General features: G+C 74.4%; 17 protein-coding genes. 10 read left to right on the forward strand and 7 right to left on the reverse strand.

Annotation, left to right across the window (positions count from 1 at the left end):
- Positions 1–59: 59 nt before the first annotated feature.
- The gene (locus ABT354_RS27465) at positions 60–1,757 is read left to right on the forward strand and encodes a proline--tRNA ligase (RefSeq protein ID WP_351498525.1); all 1,698 of its coding nucleotides are present in this window, start codon (positions 60–62) and stop codon (positions 1,755–1,757) included.
- Between the two features lie 125 nt (positions 1,758–1,882).
- On the opposite strand, the gene ABT354_RS27470 is transcribed toward ABT354_RS27465, so the two are convergent.
- The 3 genes from ABT354_RS27470 to ABT354_RS27480 form a co-directional block, all read right to left on the reverse strand.
- Positions 1,883–2,800 carry an aminoglycoside phosphotransferase family protein gene (locus ABT354_RS27470; RefSeq protein ID WP_351498527.1) on the reverse strand — a complete coding sequence of 306 codons (918 nt, stop codon included), beginning with the start codon at positions 2,798–2,800 and terminating at the stop codon, positions 1,883–1,885.
- A 114-nt stretch (positions 2,801–2,914) separates the two neighbouring features.
- Positions 2,915–3,355, reverse strand: coding sequence for a ferritin-like domain-containing protein (locus ABT354_RS27475; protein ID WP_351498618.1), 441 nt, complete (start codon positions 3,353–3,355; stop codon positions 2,915–2,917).
- A 2-nt stretch (positions 3,356–3,357) separates the two neighbouring features.
- Positions 3,358–3,936, reverse strand: a complete 579-nt coding sequence (locus ABT354_RS27480; protein ID WP_351498529.1) for a hypothetical protein — start codon at positions 3,934–3,936, stop codon at positions 3,358–3,360.
- Between the two features lie 155 nt (positions 3,937–4,091).
- Here ABT354_RS27480 and rimP point away from each other — a divergent pair, with 155 nt between their 5' ends.
- The 9 genes from rimP to ABT354_RS27525 all read left to right on the forward strand — a co-directional run bounded on the left by rimP (position 4,092) and on the right by ABT354_RS27525 (position 16,302).
- Entirely contained in the window at positions 4,092–4,592 is a 501-nt protein-coding gene (gene rimP, locus ABT354_RS27485) for a ribosome maturation factor RimP (RefSeq protein ID WP_351498531.1), read from the forward strand.
- A gap of 2 nt (positions 4,593–4,594) precedes the next feature.
- Complete coding sequence (gene nusA / locus ABT354_RS27490; RefSeq protein WP_351498533.1) at positions 4,595–5,602, forward strand: transcription termination factor NusA; 1,008 nt, start codon at positions 4,595–4,597, stop codon at positions 5,600–5,602.
- Positions 5,603–5,837: 235 nt separating this feature from the next.
- On the forward strand, positions 5,838–6,122 hold the full coding sequence (locus ABT354_RS27495) for a YlxR family protein (RefSeq protein WP_351498535.1): 285 nt from the start codon (positions 5,838–5,840) through the stop codon (positions 6,120–6,122).
- Between the two features lie 151 nt (positions 6,123–6,273).
- Positions 6,274–9,399 carry a translation initiation factor IF-2 gene (gene infB, locus ABT354_RS27500; protein WP_351498537.1) on the forward strand — a complete coding sequence of 1,042 codons (3,126 nt, stop codon included), beginning with the start codon at positions 6,274–6,276 and terminating at the stop codon, positions 9,397–9,399.
- A 195-nt stretch (positions 9,400–9,594) separates the two neighbouring features.
- Entirely contained in the window at positions 9,595–9,888 is a 294-nt protein-coding gene (locus tag ABT354_RS27505; protein WP_351498539.1) for a DUF503 domain-containing protein, read from the forward strand.
- Between the two features lie 37 nt (positions 9,889–9,925).
- A complete protein-coding gene (gene rbfA / locus ABT354_RS27510) occupies positions 9,926–10,375 on the forward strand; it encodes a 30S ribosome-binding factor RbfA (RefSeq protein WP_351498540.1) in 450 nt (149 codons plus the stop codon).
- Positions 10,372–11,271: a tRNA pseudouridine(55) synthase TruB gene (truB, locus tag ABT354_RS27515; protein WP_351498542.1), complete on the forward strand. Its 900-nt coding sequence runs from the start codon at positions 10,372–10,374 to the stop codon at positions 11,269–11,271. Before rbfA ends, truB begins: the two co-directional genes overlap by 4 nt.
- A gap of 337 nt (positions 11,272–11,608) precedes the next feature.
- Complete coding sequence (locus ABT354_RS27520; protein WP_351498544.1) at positions 11,609–15,304, forward strand: serine protease; 3,696 nt, start codon at positions 11,609–11,611, stop codon at positions 15,302–15,304.
- Positions 15,305–15,357: 53 nt separating this feature from the next.
- Complete coding sequence (locus ABT354_RS27525; RefSeq protein WP_351498546.1) at positions 15,358–16,302, forward strand: bifunctional riboflavin kinase/FAD synthetase; 945 nt, start codon at positions 15,358–15,360, stop codon at positions 16,300–16,302.
- A gap of 9 nt (positions 16,303–16,311) precedes the next feature.
- Here the strand turns inward: ABT354_RS27525 and ABT354_RS27530 are convergent, their stop codons facing one another.
- The 4 genes from ABT354_RS27530 to ABT354_RS27545 are packed head-to-tail and all read right to left on the reverse strand — an operon-like array spanning position 16,312 to position 20,352.
- On the reverse strand, positions 16,312–17,316 hold the full coding sequence (locus ABT354_RS27530; RefSeq protein WP_351498548.1) for an ABC transporter ATP-binding protein: 1,005 nt from the start codon (positions 17,314–17,316) through the stop codon (positions 16,312–16,314).
- Positions 17,313–18,443 (reverse strand): ABC transporter ATP-binding protein, encoded by a 1,131-nt coding sequence (locus ABT354_RS27535; RefSeq protein WP_351498550.1) that lies wholly within the window; start codon positions 18,441–18,443, stop codon positions 17,313–17,315. The genes ABT354_RS27530 and ABT354_RS27535 overlap by 4 nt, the downstream gene beginning before the upstream one ends.
- Complete coding sequence (locus ABT354_RS27540; protein WP_351498552.1) at positions 18,440–19,330, reverse strand: ABC transporter permease; 891 nt, start codon at positions 19,328–19,330, stop codon at positions 18,440–18,442. Before ABT354_RS27540 ends, ABT354_RS27535 begins: the two co-directional genes overlap by 4 nt.
- Complete coding sequence (locus tag ABT354_RS27545) at positions 19,327–20,352, reverse strand: ABC transporter permease (RefSeq protein ID WP_351498554.1); 1,026 nt, start codon at positions 20,350–20,352, stop codon at positions 19,327–19,329. Before ABT354_RS27545 ends, ABT354_RS27540 begins: the two co-directional genes overlap by 4 nt.
- Between the last annotated feature and the right edge of the window lie 56 nt (positions 20,353–20,408).

Genomic DNA, 20,408 nt, shown 5'->3' on the forward strand with positions numbered 1-20,408 from the left:
CGCCCGCCCCCCGGCTAACCTCCTGCACATCACCTTTCCTTGACGCAGGAGATTTCCTCATGGCAGCCCAGGTCCAGCGCATGTCCCGTCTGATGGTCAAGACACTGCGCGACGACCCCGCGGACGCCGAGACCCTCAGCCACAAGCTGCTGGTCCGCGCCGGTTATGTACGGCGCAACGCGGCCGGTATCTGGTCCTGGCTGCCGCTGGGCAAGAAGGTGCTGGAGAACGTCGCCCGGGTGGTCCGCGAGGAGATGGACGCGATCGGCGCGCAGGAGGTCCTGCTCCCCGCCGTCCTGCCGAAGGAGCCCTACGAGGCGACCGGCCGCTGGAACGAGTACGGGGCGGAGCTGTTCCGGCTCAAGGACCGCAAGGGCGCCGACTATCTGCTCGGCCCCACCCACGAGGAGATCTTCACCCTGCTGGTCAAGGACCAGTGCACGTCCTACAAGGACCTGCCGGTGATGCTCTACCAGATCCAGACCAAGTTCCGGGACGAGGCGCGCCCCCGTTCGGGCATCCTGCGCGGGCGCGAGTTCCAGATGAAGGACTCGTACTCCTTCGACACCACCGACGAGGGCCTGGCCGAGTCCTACGCCCTGCACCGTGAGGCGTACATCCGGATCTTCCAGCGGCTGGGGCTCGACCACCGGATCGTCTCCGCGGTCTCCGGCGCGATGGGCGGTTCGGCCTCCGAGGAGTTCCTGGCCCCCGCCGCCGCCGGTGAGGACACCTTCGTCCACTGCCCCGCCTGTGCGTACGCCGCCAACACCGAGGCCGTGACCTTCACCGCCGCGCCGGCCGGGGCGGTGGAGCACCCGGCGGTGGAGGAGCTGGACACCCCGGACACCCCCACCATCGAGACCCTCGCCGCGCACCTGGGCGTCCCCGCCTCCGCCACCCTGAAGAACCTGCTGGTCAAGGTGGACGGGGAGATCGTCGCCGTGGGTGTCCCGGGCGACCGCGAGGTGGACCTCGGCAAGCTCACCGACCATCTGGCCCCCGCCTCGGTGGAACTGGTCACCGCCGAGGACTTCACCGGCCGCCCCGACCTGGTCCGCGGCTATGTCGGCCCGCAGGGCCTGGAGAAGGTCCGCTATCTCGCCGACCCCCGGATCGCGGCGGGCACCGCCTGGATCACCGGCGCCAACCAGGAGGGCAAGCACGCCCGCCATGTCGTCGCTGGCCGTGACTTCGAGGTGGACGAGTACGTCGACGTGGTCGTCGTCGAGGACGGCGACCCCTGCCCGGCGTGCGGCACCGGCCTCAAGCTGGACCGTGCCATCGAGATCGGTCATATCTTCCAGCTCGGCCGCAAGTACGCCGACGCCTTCCAGCTCGACGTCCTCGGCCAGAACGGCAAGCCCACCCGGGTGACCATGGGCTCGTACGGCATCGGTGTCTCCCGCGCCGTCGCCGCGCTCGCCGAGCAGACCGCCGACGACAAGGGCCTGTGCTGGCCCGCCGAGGTCGCCCCGGCCGATGTCCATGTGGTGGCGGCGGGCAAGGCGGTCCAGACCGAGCTGGCCCTCGATGTCGCGGAGCGGCTGGCCGAGGCGGGGCTGCGGGTGCTGGTGGACGAGCGTCCCGGGGTCTCCCCGGGGGTGAAGTTCACCGACGCCGAGCTGATCGGTGTGCCCACGATCCTGGTCGCGGGGCGGCGCTCCGCCGAGGGTGTCGTGGAGCTGAAGGACCGCCGTACCGGTGAGCGCGAGGAGCTGCCGGTCGCCGAGGCCATCGCCCGGCTGCGCGGCTGACCCCGTACAACGGCTGCCACGGCTGATCCCGTACAGCTGAGCGCCCCCGCCCCCGGTCGTCCGCCGGGGCCGGGGGCGCGGTGCTGTCCCGGGTGCCTGCCGTCCCGGGGTGCGAGCCTCCCGGGTCAGAGCCAGGAGGCGAACTCCAGGGTGGACTCCGCCTCGCGGGTCCGGCCCGCCGCGAGGGCCCGCAGACCCGACTCGACCGCCCGGAAGAGGGCCCAGCCGCGCAGCCGGTCCGGGTCGACCTCCAGGGACGCGGCGAGCTTGTTCACCCGGCGGCGGGCCGCCGAGGCCCCCGACGAGGCCGCCACTAGGTCCTCCGCCCGGTCGCGGACCAGCCGCGCCAGATCGTAGGCGCGCTCACCGACGACCGGCTTCGGCCCGACCGTGAGCCAGGGGGCCCGGTCCCCGGCCAGCACCTTGCCCTGGCGGAAGGAGCCGTGCAGCAGCAGCTCCTCGGGCCCGTCGGCCACCAGCTCCTCGCGGACGTCGAGCGCGGCCCGCGCCAGCGGCTCGTCCTGCGTGCGCAGCACCTCCGCCTGCCGGGCGGTCCGCCCGGCCACCGTCGGGAAGTCATGGCCCGCCGGGGGCTCCACCCAGAGCCGCCGTACCGTCGCCGCCGCCTCCAGGAGTGCCTTCGCCTCCGGCAGCGACCGCAGCGAGACCTCCGGGTGCAGCCGCTCAAGCAGCAGGGTGTCGGCGGCACCGGCGGTCTCGGCGGTGTCGGTGGCACGGTCGAGAACCTGTACCGCGAAACGGCCGCCCCAGTGGGTGAGCGCGGCCCGCTCCCGCTCCGCCCCGGCACCGGGCGGGACCAGCTTCAGCGCCGCCGGGGTGGCGTCGGCGAGCCGGACCAGCAGGATCAGACTGGAGCGCCCGCCCGGGGCCACCACCCGCTCGATGGTGAGGCCGAGCCGGGCCACCGTCTCCTCGGCCAGCGCGGGCAGCGCGTTCAGCCAGTCGAGCCGGTCGGGCCGGCCGGGCTGGTCGGCGTGCTCGCCGAGCGCCCGCACCAGACGTCGGGGCGCTTCAAAACCCATGCGCGAACAGTCCTTCTCTCCGCGGTTCTTCCCGCGCTACATCCCGCGAAATCGGTGATTCCCCGGGCATGTACGGCTGTCCGCCGAAATGCCCGGCCAGGCCACTGCACTGGATCACCGGCGGCCCGTCCGCTCGACGAGCCCAGGAAAGGCTACGCCGCTGCCCCGCCAGCGCACGGACCGCACCGCCGCCTCGCGCAGCGCGGCCGCCGCCTCGGCCCGCAGCGGGCCCTCGGCGGCGCGCACCAGATCGGAGTAGACCCCCGCCACCCGGTCCTCCAGGAACGCGGCGAGCCGGACCGCGGCCCCGGCGTCCGGCACCGGGAAGGGCAGCTCATAGCCGGCCGCCGCGGCCGGGGGCTCCCCGCCCAGCTCGCGCACGGTACGGATCAGCGCGTCCCGGCGGGCACGGTGGGCCCCGTACGCCTCACGGGCCTCGCTCTCGCGGTCGCCGCCGACCCGGGCGCCCACCACCCCGTACCCGTACACCGCCGCGTGTTCGGCGGTGAGCGCGGCACGGGCGGCGGCGATCACCCCGTTCCCCTTCCGGCGCATGGTCATCGTCGGTCTCCCCGGGTCGGCGCGGTCAGCAGATAGGCGTGGGCGGCCCCGGCGGCGGCCAGCGAGGCCAGCAGCCGGGCCAGCTCGGGTTCGGCCGTCAGCAGTGCGGCGGTACGGGCGTCGGCGGTACGGCGCTCCGCCCGGGCGAGCGCCCGCAGGGCCGCCTTCCCGTCGGTGGGGACGGCGGCACGGGCGGCGGCGCGTGCGGTGGCGGCTCCGGCCGGGGCGCCGGGGCCGCCGGGGGAGGGGGCCTGGGAGGGGGCGTCCGAGGGGGAGTGCCGGTCCGCGCCCGCGCGCACCGGCGCGAGCACGGTGGCATGGGCCGCCACCGCGTCCCGCAGTGCGCCCAGCCGTCCGCCGAGCCCCGGATGGACCGCGATCGTCGCCTCGTACCGCTCCCGCAGGGCCGCGCTGGCCGCGGCGGTCTCGCCCCGCAGCCTGCGCTCCGCCCGCTCCCGCTCACGGCTCTGCCCGGCGCCGCCCGCCGGCCCGTCCGCACACCCGGTCAGGACCCCCGCGGCCACCGCTCCCGTCACCGCCAGCACACCCCTGCGTGTCGTCCCGGTGTGCCCCACGCGTGTCTCCCTCGGCCGCTCGGTGATCATCGCCGCAGGCGAGCGTACCGGTGGGCACGGCCCCGGGTGGACGGCAACACCCTGTGGGACCGGATACCCTTTGAGGCGACACGCGACGAACCCACAACAGCACACGCGGCCGAGGAGTCACCCGGATGAGCACCACCCAGAGCGAGAGGCTGCGCGAGCTGCTGGAACCGCTCGTCACCGCCGCCGGCCTGGAGCTTGAGGAGATCGAGATCTCCCGTGCCGGCCGCCGCCGCCAGCTGAGGGTCGTCGTGGACTCCGACGAGGGCGCCACCCTCGACGCCTGCGCCGAGCTGAGCCGCGCCGTCTCCGAGCGGCTGGACGAGACCGACGCGATGGGCGAGGACGAGTACGTCCTCGAAGTCAGCTCCCCCGGCGCGGACCGCCCCCTGAGCGAGCACCGCCACTACCTCCGCGCCGTCGGACGGCTGGCCAAGTTCCACCTTCATGAGGGCGAGGAGCTGGTCGCCCGGATCCTGACCGTGGACGAGGAGGGGCTCGACCTGGAGGTGCCCGGCGTCAAGGGGCGCAGGCCCACCGCCCGCCGTATCGCCTTCGCGGACATCGCGCGGGCGCGGGTGGAGATCGAGTTCAACCGCAAGGACACGAAGAAGGAAGAGGAGGCGTAGCCATGGATATCGACGTAAAGCTCCTGAAGGGCTTGGCACAGGAGAAGGAGATCCCCTTCGACCTGCTGGTCGAGGCGATCGAGTCGGCCCTCCTCATCGCGTACCACCGCACCGAGGGCAGCCGCCGTCACGCGCGCGCCGAGCTGAGCCGCCAGACCGGCCATGTGACGGTGTGGGCCAAGGAGGACCCGGCGGATCTGGAGGACGGGCAGGAGCCCAAGGAGTTCGACGACACCCCGTCGGACTTCGGGCGGATCGCCGCCACCACCGCCCGCCAGGTCATCCAGCAGCGACTGCGGGACGCCGAGAACGACGTCACCTTCGGCGAGTACGCCCGCCGTGAGGGCGATGTGGTCTCCGGCCAGGTCCAGCAGGGCAAGGACCCCAAGAACGTCCTGGTGAAGCTGGACGACAAGCTGGAGGCCATCCTGCCGGTGCAGGAGCAGGTCCCCGGCGAGGAGTACCCGCACGGGCTGCGGCTGCGCACCTATGTCGTCCGGGTCGCCAAGGGAGTGCGCGGTCCGTCCGTGACCCTCTCGCGCACCCACCCCAATCTGGTGAAGAAGCTCTTCGCGCTGGAGGTCCCCGAGATCGCGGACGGCAGTGTGGAGATCACGGCCATCGCCCGTGAGGCGGGTCACCGCACCAAGATCGCGGTCCGTTCGACCCGTTCCGGGCTGAACCCCAAGGGTGCCTGCATCGGCCCCATGGGCGGCCGGGTCCGCAATGTGATGGCCGAGCTGCACGGCGAGAAGATCGACATCGTGGACTGGTCGGACGACCCGGCGGAGATGGTGGCCAACGCCCTCTCCCCGGCGCGGGTGAGCAAGGTCGAGGTCGTGGATCTCGGGGCGCGCTCCGCCCGGGTGACCGTCCCCGACTACCAGCTGTCGCTGGCCATCGGCAAGGAGGGGCAGAACGCCCGCCTCGCCGCGCGGCTCACCGGCTGGCGCATCGACATCCGCCCCGACACCGAGCAGGGCGACGACGAGTCGTTCCGGCGGGACTGACCGCCGGGCCCGGGGGTGCCGTTCGAACGGCACCCCCGGGGCACCGCCGAAAACGGGTGGAAGAAATCCGGAGCGTGCGGTGTTCTGGTGGTGACTGCCGGTCATCGCCGCCGGTGTGCTCGCCGTGGACCCGCGGTGGGCGCTCGGTGACAGGGATCGACGCCGATATCCGGACAACGAATGTTCGATTCTTGCCCCGCGAGGGTGAGGTCGGTGCGGGGAGGTAGACTTAATCGTGTCTGGCCGGACGCATGCCTGCGCACGCCCTGAGCGCACCTGTGTGGGGTGCCGGGAGCGGGCGGCCAAATCCGATCTGCTGCGGATCGTGGCGGTCGGGGGTGACTGCGTCCCCGACGATCGCGGTACGCTTCCCGGCCGGGGTGCGTACGTGCACCCCGCTGTGGTCTGTCTCGATCAGGCTGTTCGACGCCGGGCGTTTCCCCGGGCCCTCAGGGTCACGGGACCGCTCGACACCGCCGCGGTACGCCGGGTCCTCCAGACCCCGCCGATCCCGCGGTGAAACAGGAAGTACGGCACGGATACCCCCGTGCGGTCAGGTACCTCGCGAGTTGGAAGTAGGTCGAGATTGCGATGAGCACTCGATGAGTACGCGATGAGTACGCCCATGAAGTAGCGACGGTCCGGCGTAACCCGGACCTCAAAGGAGCGAAGTGGCTAAGGTCCGGGTATACGAACTCGCCAAGGAGTTCGGTGTAGAGAGCAAGGTCGTCATGGCCAAGCTCCAGGAACTCGGTGAATTCGTCCGTTCGGCGTCCTCGACGATCGAGGCACCGGTGGTACGCAAGTTGACTGACGCGCTGCAGGGGTCCGGCTCGGCCGGCAAGCCCTCGGCGAAGCCCGGGGCGCCCCGCAAGGCCGCGCCCACCCCCGCCGCCCCCCGTCCGGGCGGCCCTGTCCCCGGTGCGCCCTCTCCGGCCGCACCGCGTCCCGGCGCGCCCAAGCCCGGTGCACCGGCCCCCCGGCCGGCCGCCTCGGCAGCCCCGGCCGCTCCGGCCGGCGGCACTCCCGCGGCTCCCGCGGCGAGCGCGCCCTCCCCGGGCCCCCGCCCGGGTCCCAAGCCCGCCCCCGCGCGTCCCGCGGCCCCGGTGCCCCAGGCGGAGTTCTCCGCCCCGGCTCCGGCCCAGCCCGCGGCCCCGCAGGCCCCCCGTCCCGCCGCCCCCGGCCCGCGTCCGGCCCGTCCGGGTGCTCCCGGTGGTCAGCGCGACGGTGGTCAGCGTGACGGCGGCCAGCGCGACGGTGGCCGTGACGGCGGTCAGCGCCCCGGCGCCCGTCCGGGCGGTCCCGGTCAGCGCGACGGCGGTCCCCGTCCGGGCGGTCGTCCGGCCGGTCCCCGTCCGGGCAACAACCCCTTCACCTCCGGTGGCTCCACCGGAATGGCGCGTCCCCAGTCGCCGCGTCCGGGCGCTCCGCGTCCCGGCGGTCCCGCCCAGGGCGCCCCGCGTCCGCAGGGTGGTCCCGGTGGCGCTCCCCGCCCGCAGGGCGGTCAGGGCGGCGCTCGTCCCACTCCCGGCTCGATGCCGCGTCCGCAGGCCCCCCGCCCCGGTGGCGGCCCCGCGGGCAACCGCCCGAACCCGGGCATGATGCCTCAGCGTCCCGCTGCCGGACCGCGTCCCGGTCCCGGTGCGGGCGGTCGTCCCGGCGGCCCCGGTGCCCGTCCGGGCGGCGGCGGTCGTCCCGGCTTCGCGGGCCGCCCCGGCGGTCCCGGTGGTGGCGGCGGCGGTCGTCCCGGTGGCGGCGGCGGCTTCGCCGGTCGTCCCGGTGGCGGTGGCCCCGGCGGCGGTGGCGGCGGCTTCGGCGGCGGCCGTCCCGGCTTCGGTGGTCGTCCCGGCGGCCCCGGTGGCCGTGGTGGCACACAGGGCGCGTTCGGCCGTCCCGGCGGTCCGGCCCGTCGTGGCCGCAAGTCGAAGCGGCAGAGGCGCCAGGAGTACGAGGCCATGCAGGCCCCGTCGGTCGGCGGCGTGATGCTGCCCCGCGGCAACGGCGAAGCCATTCGTCTGTCGCGCGGTGCCTCCCTCACCGACTTCGCGGAGAAGATCGGCGCCAACCCGGCGTCCCTGGTCGCGGTCATGATGAACCTCGGCGAGATGGTCACGGCGACCCAGTCGGTCTCCGACGAGACGCTGCTGCTCCTCGGCGGCGAGATGGACTACGCGGTTCAGATCGTCAGCCCCGAGGAGGAGGACCGCGAGCTGCTGGAGTCCTTCGACATCGAGTTCGGCGAGGACGAGGGCGGCGACGAGGCCCTGGTCTCCCGTCCGCCGGTCGTCACCGTCATGGGTCACGTCGACCACGGAAAGACCCGACTGCTCGACGCGATCCGCAAGACGAACGTCGTGGCGGGCGAGGCCGGTGGCATCACCCAGCACATCGGTGCCTACCAGGTCGCGACCGAGGTCAACGGCGAGGACCGCAGGATCACCTTCATCGACACCCCCGGTCACGAGGCGTTCACCGCCATGCGTGCCCGTGGTGCCAAGTCGACCGACATCGCGATCCTCGTGGTGGCGGCCAACGACGGTGTGATGCCCCAGACCATCGAGGCGCTGAACCACGCCAAGGCGGCCGATGTGCCGATCGTGGTCGCGGTCAACAAGATCGATGTCGAGGGTGCGGACCCGACCAAGGTGCGCGGTCAGCTCACCGAGTTCGGTCTGGTGGCCGAGGAGTACGGCGGCGACACCATGTTCGTCGACATCTCCGCCAAGCAGGGCCTCCACATCGAGGAGCTGCTGGAGGCCGTCGTCCTCACCGCCGACGCCTCGCTCGACCTGCGGGCCAACCCCGACCAGGACGCACAGGGCATCGCCATCGAGTCCCACCTCGACCGCGGTCGTGGTGCCGTCTCGACCGTCCTGGTCCAGCGCGGAACGCTGCGCATCGGCGACACGATGGTCGTGGGCGACGCCTACGGCCGGGTGCGCGCCATGCTCGACGACAAGGGCGAGAACGTGGACGAGGCGGGTCCGTCGACCCCGGTCCTGGTCCTCGGTCTCACCAATGTCCCGGGCGCCGGTGACAACTTCCTCGTCGTCGACGAGGACCGCACCGCGCGTCAGATCGCCGAGAAGCGCGCCGCCCGTGAGCGCAACGCCGCGTTCGCCAAGCGCACCCGCCGGGTCTCCATCGAGGACCTGGACAAGGTGCTCAAGGCGGGCGAGATCCAGCAGCTCAACCTCATCATCAAGGGTGACGCCTCCGGCTCCGTCGAGGCCCTGGAATCCTCTCTGCTCCAGCTCAACGTGGGCGAAGAGGTCGACATCCGGGTCCTGCACCGCGGCGTCGGCGAGGTCACCGAGTCCGACATCAACCTCGCGATGGGCTCCGACGCCATCGTCATCGGCTTCAATGTCCGCGCGGCCGGTCGTGCCTCGCAGATGGCCGAGCGCGAGGGTGTCGAGGTTCGGTACTACTCGGTGATCTACCAGGCCATCGAGGAGATCGAGGCCGCGCTCAAGGGCATGCTCAAGCCCGAGTACGAAGAGGTCGAGCTGGGCAAGGCGGAGATCCGCGAGGTCTTCCGCTCGTCCAAGCTGGGCAACATCGCCGGTGTGCTCATCCGCTCCGGCGAGGTCAAGCGGAACACCAAGGCCCGTCTCATCCGCGACGGCAAGGTGGTCGCCGAGAACCTCAACATCGAGGGTCTGCGCCGCTTCAAGGACGACGTCACCGAGATTCGTGAAGGCTTCGAGGGCGGTATCAACCTCGGAAACTACAACGACATTAAGGTCGACGATGTCATCGCGACGTACGAGATGCGCGAGAAGCCGCGAGGCTGATCGCCGGATCGTACGAGGCCGTGGGGAGCCGCCCGAGAGGCGCGGCTCCCGACGGCCGGCGAAGGACTGCACCCGGGGCCGGTCGGCGGGAGAAACTCCGTCGATCGGCCCCGGCCCTGCGTGTACGGTTCAGATGTCCCTGCCAAGCGCTGGCAGGCGTCATGAACCCGAACCGGCGGGACATCCGGGTACACCATGTATGTGGGGACGCTCTCCTTCGATCTGCTTCTCGGCGACGTACGGTCGCTCAAGGAGAAGCGCTCCGTGGTCCGCCCGATCGTCGCCGAACTGCACCGCAGATTCGCGGTGAGCGTGGCGGAGACCGGGGACCAGGACCTCCACCGCAGGGCCGAGATCGGCCTCGCGGTGGTCTCGGGCGACACCGGACACCTCACCGATGTCCTGGACCGGTGCGAGCGGCTGGTCGCCGCCCGGCCGGAGGTGGAACTGCTGTCGGTTCGACGCAGGCTCCACAGCGACGAAGACTGATGGCACAGCAAGCAGCGGTAACGAAGGAGAAGGACCAGTGGCCGACAACGCGCGGGCGAAGAAACTGGCGGACCTCATCAGGGAAGTGGTCGCCGAGAAGCTACAGCGCGGCGTCAAGGACCCGCGGCTCGGCACCCATGTGACCATCACGGACACCCGGGTCACCGGAGATCTGCGGGAGGCCACGGTCTTCTACACGGTCTACGGCGACGACGAGGCCCGTGCCAGTGCCGCCGCCGGACTCCAGAGCGCCAAGGGAGTGCTGCGCTCCGCGGTGGGCGCCGCCGCGGGGACCAAGTTCACCCCCACCCTGACCTTTGTGGCCGACGCGCTCCCCGAGACCGCCAAGACCATCGAGGACCTGCTGGACCAGGCGCGGGCCTCCGACGCCAAGGTCCGTGAGGCATCCTCCGGCGCCGCCTACGCCGGTGAAGCGGACCCGTACCGCAAGCCGGGGGACGAGGACGAGGACGAAGCCTCCGCATGACACAGCGTCCCACCACGCCCGACGGCCTTGTCATCGTCGACAAGCCGTCGGGCTTCACTTCGCACGACGTCGTCGCCAAGATGCGCGGGATCGCCCGGACCCGCCGCGTCGGACACGCCGGGACGCTCGACCCCATGGCCACCGGTGTGCTGGTCCTCGGGGTGGAGCGCGCCACCAAGCTCCTGGGGCACCTCGCCCTCACGGAGAAGGAGTACCTGGGCACCATCCGGCTCGGCCAGACCACGGTCACTGATGACGCCGAGGGCGAGATCACCGCGTCCACCGACGCCTCCGGGGTGACCCGCGAGGGCGTCGACACCGGGGTCGCGGCCCTCACCGGCGCGATCATGCAGGTCCCGTCCAAGGTCAGCGCCATCAAGATCGACGGCAAGCGGTCCTACGCCCGGGTCCGCGGCGGCGAGGAGTTCGAGATCCCGGCCCGGCCGGTCACCGTCTCCTCCTTCCGGGTCTACGACGTCCGCGACGAGCGGGCCGACGACGGCACCCCCGTCAAGGACGTCGTGGTCTCCGTCGTCTGCTCCTCCGGTACGTACATCCGCGCCCTCGCCCGTGACCTCGGCGCCGGGCTCGGCGTCGGCGGCCACCTCACGGCGCTGCGCCGTACCCGGGTCGGCCCGTACGGCCTGGACGGCGCGCGGACCCTCGAACAGCTCCAGGAGGAGCTGACCGTGATGCCGATCGCCGAGGCCGCCGCCGCCGCGTTCCCCCGCTGGGACGTGGACGAGCGCCGCGCCCGGCTGCTGCTGAACGGTGTACGGCTGGACATGCCCGCGTACGACAGCGACCCGGTCGCCGTCTTCGGGCCGGACGGGCGTTTCCTCGCCCTGGTCAAGGAGGAGCGCGGCAAGGCCAAGAGCCTCGCCGTCTTCGCCTGACCCGCCCCGCGCACGGTGCCGGGGGCGGCCCCGTCCCACCCCGGCACCCTTCGCACCCCCGTAGCGCGGTACGCCCGTACCCCGGCATGCCCGTACCGCGGCACCCCCGTACCCCGGGCATGCCCGTACATCCGTACGCCCGTGCCCCCGTACCGGCGTGGGTCCGTGCCCGGTACGCCCGTGCCCCGGCACCTCCGTGCCTCCGCACACCCGTACCGCGGAAACCCGTGCCCCGCACCCCGGGCGAGCGGCGCTCGGAGCGAACCGAGGCGCGCCCCGGGGGCGCTTTCCCCCGGCAGTCTTCACCCGGTGATCCGCCGCGCCCTACCGTCGGTCCATGGCATGCGGCGAACCGGCGATCCTCGTACATCTCCGCGATCTCGCGGGGCGGCCCCGGGGCACCGGGTTTGTCGCCGATCAGCTCGGCACGGTCGTCACCAGCCATGAGAGCGTCGACGGGCTGGTACGGGTGGTGCTCCAGGCCCCGGGGGAGCGGATCTGCCTCGCCGAGGCCGACGCCATCGTGCCGCTCCCGGCGAGCGGTCTCGCCCTGGTCCGCAGCGAGGGGCTCGCGGTGCGGCCCGTCCCCATCAGCGCCCGCCGCCGTATCGTCCCCGGCACCCGCTTACGGCTCTCCCTGCGCGGCTGGCACGAGGCCCGCGCCCTCGGCTCGGTCCAGGCCACCTACACCGCCACCGACCGCTACCACCTCATCGAGGACGCCGTCGAGCTGGGCCTCGCCCCCGACGCCGGACGGGCGCTGCGGCTCGGCAGCCGCGCCACCGGGGGACCCGTCCTCGACGCGACCACCGGCGCCGCCCTCGCCGTCCTCGGCACCGCCCTGCACGCCCCCCGGCAGGCCGTCGGCTTCGCCTTCCCGCTGCGCACCCCCGCCGCGCGCGAGGAGCCGCTCGACGCCCTGCTGCGGCGGAACGCGGCCACCGTCCCCGGCTACGGCGACGACCTCAACCTCGCCGCCGTCCTGGAGCTGACCGCCACCTCCCTGGGGCCGCTGGTCTCCCCGGCCGGCCCGGCCGCCCGCTTCCGGCCGGTGGCGCGGTACGGGGTCCTCGCCGCCCTCGACGGCTGCGCGGCGCCCGTCCTCGCGCTCGTCGGCTCCCCCGGCACCGGCCGCACCACCGAACTGGTGGCCCTCGCCGCCCGCCGCACCCACGGCCCCGTCCCCGCGCCCACGGTCTGGCTGCGCGGCGCCGACCTGCGGGCCGCCGATCTCTCCGTCGCCGACGCCGTGGCCCGCGCCCTGAAGCGCTCCGGACGGATCCTCGCCGCCTCGGGCTCCACCGGCGCCGGACCGATCACCCCGGAGCGCGCCGCCCATCTCGCCCGGGAGGCGGGCCGTCCCCTGCTGGTGGTCCTGGACGGTCCCGAGGAGATGCCCGCCCCGCTCGCCCACCGGCTGGACGAGTGGACCGCCGCGACCGTCCACTGGCTCGTCAGCCGGGGCGTCCGCATGGTCGTCGGCTGCCGCCCCGAGCACTGGGAGCGGGCCGCGCCCCTGCACCCGCCCGGCGCCCTCCAGCGGCCCGCCGTCCGGATCGCCGCCCTCACCCCGGCGGAGGCGGACACGGCCCGCGCGCGCTACGGACTGCCCCCGGGCTCCGTCGCGCCCGACGCCGAACGCCACCCCCTGGCGCTGCGGCTGCTCGCGGAGGTACGGGAGGCGCTGCCGCCCGACACCCCGGGATGCCCCGGCCGCGCCGAGATCCTCACCGCCCATCTGGACCTGGTCGCGCTGCGGATCGCGGTACGGATCGCCGCCTCCGCCCGCCCCGCACCGCGGGGTACCGGTGCCGTGCCGCGCGGTACGGGGGTGCGCAGACTCGCCGCCACCGTCGCCGGACGGATCCACGAGGCCGCCCGCCGCTGCCTCGGACCCCGCCACGGCGAACTCGACCGGGAGTCCTTCGAGGAGCTGTTCCCCTGGCGGGCCGGATGGGCCGCGGCGGTCCTCACCGAGGGGGTGATCGTCCCGGCGGGCGCGGGGTACCGCTTCGCCCACGAGGAGGTCGCCGAGTGGCTCCAGGGGGACCGTCTCGACCTGGCCGCGGCCCTGCGCTCCCTGGTCCACCGGCCGGGCGGCGCCCCGCCCGCCGGACTGCCCGCCCGGCCCGGACACATCCGCACCGAGGGATATGTGCCGCCGCCCCCCGGCTCCGCCGTACTGCGGCCCCCGCCCGCGCTGCCCGTCCCCCGCCACCGGTCCGGGCCGGTCGTCCAGGCCCTGCTCCGGGTCGACCGGGTGCACGGCCCGGCGGCCCTCACCCGCCGGCTCAAGGAGCTGATCGAGGCGGCGGAACGGCTCGACCCGGGCACCGAGGCCCATGGCTGGGCGGTACGGCTGCTCAGCGGGACCCTGCTGGGGCTCCCCGACCCCGGCGGATATCTGCCGATGCTCCGGCTCCTCGCCACCCGGATCGCCCACACCTCCCGCCGGGCCGCCCTCGCCCCCTTCGACCCGTCGTTCTGGCTGCTGCTGCCGCTGCCCCTCGCGGACCGCCTGGAGCTGCTGCGGCTGCTCCTCCCGGCCGACCGGGCGCCCGACCGCCCGGCCCCGCCGCCCCGGGGCACCCCCCTGGCTCCCGCCCGCCGGACCGCTCCCGGCGACCATGGCGCTCCGGGCGATCCCAGCGGACCCGGGAGTGACGGGAGCGCCGGGCGGGCGCCGCGCTATCTGGACGCCGTCGTGCTCTGCCTGGAGGCCGACCCCGCCGCCGTACAGCCCCTGCTCTGCCGCTGGTTCACCGACCGCACCCCCCTCCCCGGCGCCCGCCCCGGCACCCCCTGGCCCACGGTCGGCAGCGCCGCCCAGGCCGTCCTCTGGGCCCGCCGCACCCTCGCCCTCGACGACCTCGCCGACACCCTCGTCGACACCGCCCACCCCCGCGCCACCGAACTGCTGCTGGCGTTCGCCGAGAACGAACCCTCCGCCCTCTGCCGCGCCGTCGACCGCTGGGCCCACGGCCCCGACCCCCGGCGCCGGGCCGCGGCGGCCGGATACGCGCGGGCCGTCCGCCCCCGGGTCACCACCGACGCCGACCGCCGGCTGCTGCGCTACGCCGCCTACGCGCTGCTGGAGCCCGTACCGGCACTGCCGCGGCTGCCCGTACCCGCCCTGCCCCACCACCCCGACCCCCAGGAGCCGGAGGTACGGGGAAGCGCGCTCGCCCTGCTCCTGTACGACCCGCACACCCGCGACCGCGCCCTCCCCACCGCCCTCGCCGCCTTCGCCGCCCGCACCCCCGGACTGCCGCCCGACGCGCTCGCCACCGCCCTGGCCGACCACCCCGAACAGGTGCTCGCCGCCTTCCGGGCCCGGCTCCTCGCCGACGAGGGAGCGGCCGAGGTGGTCCGGACCCTGGCCCGGCCCACCGACCCCGCACCGGCCCGCCGCGCCGCCGCCCTCGTCGCCGAGTACCTAGCGCGGCACCCCGAAGGAGCGCCGCACGCCGCCGTCTTCGCCGACCGCCGCCTCGACCAGGGCCCCCGCGCCAGAGCCGTACTGTTCCCCCTGGTCAGCGACTGGCTGCGGGAAGGACCCGGCGGGGTGCGCGCCGCCCTCGCCCCGGTCCTCGCCGCCCCCGGCCGCCCCGCGTCGCGCCCGCTGCGCGCCGAACTCCTCGGCCTGCTCCTCGACCGTTGCGGCGACCGCGCCGCCGACCCCGGCCACCCGGAACACCGGGAGGCCCACCAGGCCCTGGACGCCGTGCTGCGCGCCCTCGCCCTCGGCCATCCGCACCGCCCGCCCGCCGAGACCCGTGAGCTGCTGCGCCGTACCGCACAGGCGCTCGCCCGTACCCCCGAGGGCGTGGACCGGCTGCGACGGCGGGTCCACCGGCTCGCCGAGGAGTGCCCCGGCTTCGCCTCGGTGCTCGCTCCGGGGGGCGGTTCCGACAGGGGTCCCGAGGGCGGTTCGGAGGGCGGTTCCGACGGGGGTTCCGAGGGCGGCTCGGGCGGCGGTCCGGTGCCGATGCCGAACGACGGACCCGGGCATGGCAGTCTTAGACCTGCATAGTCGGCAGTCGTGGAAGCGGCATTCGTAACAGGTTCGGGCGAGGAGCGGTCACAGTGCAGCGCTGGCGTGGCTTGGAGGACATCCCCCAGGACTGGGGACGCAGCGTCGTCACCATCGGCTCCTACGACGGGGTGCACCGCGGACACCAGCTGATCATCGGGCGGGCGGTGGAGCGCGCCCGTGAACTCTCGGTGCCGTCGGTCGTCGTCACCTTCGACCCGCACCCCAGCGAGGTCGTCCGCCCCGGCAGCCATCCGCCGCTGCTCGCCCCGCACCACCGGCGGGCCGAGCTGATGGCCGAGCTGGGTGTGGACGCGGTCCTGGTACTGCCGTTCACGGCCGAGTTCTCGAAGCTGTCGCCCGCCGACTTCATCGTGAAGGTCCTGGTCGACAAGTTGCACGCACGGCTGGTGGTGGAGGGCCCCAACTTCCGCTTCGGCCACCGCGCGGCGGGCAATGTGGGGTTCCTGGCCGAGCTGGGCACCACCTACGACTACGCGGTGGAGGTCGTCGACCTCTTTGTCTCCGGGGACGCGGGCGGCGGGCAGCCGTTCTCCTCCACCCTCACCCGCCGGCTGGTCGCCGAGGGCGATGTCGCGGGCGCGGCGGAGATCCTGGGCCGTCCGCACCGGGTCGAGGGCATCGTGGTCCGGGGCGCCCAGCGCGGCCGGGAACTCGGCTACCCCACCGCCAATGTGGAGACCCTGCCGCATACCGCGATCCCGGAGGACGGGGTGTACGCGGGCTGGCTGACGGCCGACGGCGAACGCATGCCCGCGGCGATCTCGGTGGGCACCAACCCGCAGTTCGACGGGACCGAGCGGACGGTGGAGGCGTACGCCATCGACCGGGTCGGCCTCGATCTGTACGGGCTCCATGTCGCGGTCGACTTCCTCGCGTACGTCCGGGGGCAGCGGAAGTTCGAGTCCGTGGACGCGCTGCTGGTCGCGATGGCGGCGGACGTCAAGGAGTGCCGCGAGCTGACGGCGGGCCGCTGACCGAGGCGGTCATGACCCCCTCGGAGGGTGGGGCGGTACGGGGCCCTCGGCCCAGTGACAGGCCGCGCCCGCCCCGGTGAGCACCGCCGGATCCTCCGTACGACAGCGCTCCGCGACCCCGCGCCCCCCGGCCCCGCCCGACGCCAGGACCGGGCAGCGGGGGTGGAAACGGCACCCCGGGGGGATCGCGGCCGGGTCCGGCGGCTCCCCCGTGAGCACCACCGGCTCCCCGGCGGCCTCGGGCAGCACCGAGAGCAGCGCCCGGGTGTACGGGTGGCGGGGCGCGGTCAGGACCTCCTCCACCGTGCCGCACTCCACGATCCGCCCCAGGTACATCACGGCGACCCGGTCCGCGATGTTCCAGGCCAGCCCCAGATCGTGCGTCACCACCAGCGCGGACAGCCCCAGTTCGGCCCGTAGCCGCAGCAGCAGCGCCAGGATCTCGCCGCGCACCGACGCGTCGAGGGAGGCGACCGGCTCGTCCGCGACCAGCAGCCGGGGCGCCAGCACCAGGGCGCCCGCGATCACCACCCGCTGGAGCTGCCCGCCGGACAGCTCCCGGGGGTAGCGCAGCAGATAACGCTCGGCGGGCCGCAGCCCGACCCGGGCCAGGGCGGCGGTCACCGCCGCCTGCTCGTCACCGCCGACGCGATGGATCCGCAGCCCCTCGGCGACGGCGTCGTAGACGGTGTGCCGGGGGTTGAGCGCCCCGCGCGGGTCCTGGAGCACCAGCTGCACCCGCCGGCGGTACGCGGTGAGCCCGCGCGCGGACCGGTCCAGCGGCTCGCCCCGGAAGAGCACCCGGCCCCGCTCCGGGGCCACCAGCCCGAGCAGCGCCCGCGCCAGGGTGGTCTTCCCGCAGCCGGACTCCCCGACCAGGGCCACGATCTCGCCCCGCCCGATCTCCAGATCCACCCCGTCCACGGCCCGTACCCCCGGCCCCCCGTGCCGCCCGGGGAAGCCGACACACAGCCCCTCGGCCGCCAGCAGCGCCCCGTCGCCCGCGATGCTCATGCCGTACCCCCGTCCTCCTGCCCGGCCCCACCCCGTACACAGGCCACCCACCGCGCTTCGGCTTCGCCTTTCGGGGGTACGGGACGCTCCGGCCCCGCTTCCGACGGCCCCGCTTCCGGAACCCCCGGGGTGTCGTCCCGGGCGGTGCCCTGCGGTACGCGCTCCTCCGCCCCTGCCTCCTGAGCCCCCGGGACCGGGGCCGGGCCGTGGCGGGCCAGGGGCGGGTCCTCCTGGGCGCAGCGGTCCACCGCCAGGGTGCAGCGGGGCCGGAAGGCGCAGCCGGAGGGCAGCGCCGACGGGTCGGGCGGGTCGCCCGGCAGGCCCCGGGGAGCGTGCCGGGACGCGGGGTCCCCGACCCGGGGAAAGGCGGCGGCGAGGGCCCGCCCATAGGGGTGCAGCGCCCCGGAGCGCACCGCGCGGGCGGGCCCCTCCTCGACCACCCGCCCCGCGTACATCACCGCGAGCCGGTCGCAGACCTCCGCCAGCACCGCCAGATCGTGGCTGATCATCAGCAGCGCGATCCGCTCCCGCTCCACCAGCCCGCCGATCAGCCCCAGGATCTGCGCCTGGACCATGACATCCAGCGCGGTCGTGGGCTCGTCCGCGACGATCAGCCCGGGGTCGCAGGCGAGCGCCATGGCGATCATCACCCGCTGGCGCTGCCCGCCGGACAGCTCATGCGGATAGGCCGCCGCCCGCGCCGGGGCGAGACCGACCTGGGCCAGCAGCTCACCGGCCCGCCGCCGGGCGGCCCCGGGTGTCGCCGCCCGCCGGTGCAGCAGCATCGGCTCGGCGATCTGCTCGCCCACCCTCCGTACCGGGTTCAGTGCGTGCATCGCCCCCTGGAAGACGATCGACGCCCCCGCCCAGCGCACCGCCCGCAGCCGCCCCCAGCCCAGGGTGAGCACATCCTCGCCGTCGAGCAGGATCCGGCCCTCGATCCGCGCCGACGGCGGCAGCAGCCGCAGCAGCGCCAGGGCCACCGTGGTCTTGCCGCACCCCGACTCCCCGGCGAGCCCCAGCTTCCGCCCGGCGGGCAGCCGCAGATCCACCCCGCGCACGGCGGGCACCGCCGACGCCCCCGACCCATAGGTCACCCGCAGCTCCTCGATCTCCAGCAGGGTCACCGTCCCGCCCCCGGTTCCGGGGTGAGGATCCGCTCGATCGCCCGCCCGCAGAGCGTGAAGGCCAGCGCCACCAGCGCGATGGCGACCCCCGGCGGGGCGAGGTACCACCAGTGGCCGGAGGAGACCGCCCCGGCGGCCCGCGCCTCCTGGAGCATCCCGCCCCAGGAGATCACCGTCGGGTCGCCGAGCCCGAGGAAGGCGAGGGTCGCCTCGGTGAGGATCGCCGCCGAGATCCCGAGCGTGGTCTGCGCCAGCACCAGCGGCATCACCTGCGGCAGGACATGGCGGCCCATGATGTGCCGGTCCCCGCCGCCGAGCGCCCGCGCGCGTTCGATGTACGGGCGGGCCTCGACCGCGATGGTCTGCGCCCGTACCAGCCGTGCCGTCGTGGGCCAGCTGGTCACCCCGATCGCCAGGACCACCGTCCCCAGGCCCCGGTCCAGCACGGTGGCGAGCACGATCGCCAGGACCAGCGTCGGCATCACCAGGAACCAGTCCGTGACCCGCATCAGCACGGTGGCGCACCAGCCGCCGTAGTGCCCCGCGACGATCCCGACGAGGGTGCCGATCGCCACCGAGAGCGCCGCCGCCAGCAGCCCCACCGCCAGGGAGACCCGCGCCCCGATGAGCAGCAGCTCCAGCAGCGACCGCCCGAACTGGTCGGTGCCCAGCCAGAAGCGCCCGCCCGGCGGCTGGAGCGGTTCGCCCGGTGCCCCGGTCACCTCCCGGATGTCCGGGTCGACCAGCAGCGGCGCCGTCAGCGCCAGCACCCCCGTCAGGACCAGCGCGGCCAGCCCGAACAGCCCGGCGCGCTGCGCCAGATAGGCCCGCCCCAGCCGCGCCGCCGTCGCCCGGCGCCGCCGCCACACCAGGGACGACCCGCTCATCGGGCCACCCGGGGGTCCAGGAACGGATAGACCAGATCGGCCAGGAGGTTCATCAGGATCATCGCCCCCGCGAAGACCATGAACAGCCCCTGCACCAGGGGCAGATCGGGCACCCTCAGGGCCTGGTAGAAGAGCCCGCCCAGGCCCGGCCAGGAGAACACCGTCTCCACCAGGATGGACCCGGCGGCCACATGGCCCAGATTGATGAAGACCATCGTCACTGTGGGCAGCAGCGCGTTGGGCACCGCGTGCCGGCGCCGTACCACGGCGTCCCGCAGCCCCTTCGCCCGTGCGGTGGTCAGATAGTCGGCGCCCCGCTCGTCCAGCAGCGACGACCGCATCACCAGCAGGGTCTGTGCGTACCCCACCGCCACCAGGGTCAGCACCGGCAGCACCATGTGGTGGGCCACATCGACCACGCGGGCGGCCCCGGCGGTGTCGCCGGACTCCATCCCGCCGGTGGGGAAGAGTCCCGGGACGGGCCCGGCCCCCACCCCGAGGACCACGATCAGCAGCAGCCCCAGCCAGAAGGAGGGGACGGACCACAGGACCAGGGCGATCCCGGTGTGCACCCGGTCCGCACGGCCGCCGTGCCGCCAGGCGCTCCGCGCGCCCAGCCAGAGTCCGAGCGCCGAGTAGAGCACCACGGCCACCCCGGTCAGCAGCAGCGTCGCCGGGAGCCGCTGGGCGATCAGCTCCCCGACCGGCGCCCGGAACTGGTACGACATCCCCAGATCCCCGGTGAGCGCCTGCCCCGCGTACTCCGTGAACTGCCGCCACAGGGGCTGGTCCAGGCCGAACTGGCGGCGCAGCGAGGCCAGCTCCTCCGCCGTGGTGGGGGTGCCCTGGGTGAGCACCTTCACCGGGTCCCCCGGGATGATCCGGAAGAGGAAGAAGCCGGTGACGAGCACCGCGAGAAGGGAGACCGCGGCCCCGCCGAGCCTGCCCGCCGCGTACCGGGGATAGGCGCGCGGCACACCACCCCGTACCACCGGGGATCCCGTGCTCCCCCCGGCGGTCACCGCGCGCGCCGGCCCGGTCCGCCGCGCCGCCGCCGTACGCCTCCGGAGTTCCGGCC

This window comes from Streptomyces sp. NPDC000594 (assembly GCF_040299965.1).
Taxonomy (GTDB): domain Bacteria; phylum Actinomycetota; class Actinomycetes; order Streptomycetales; family Streptomycetaceae; genus Streptomyces.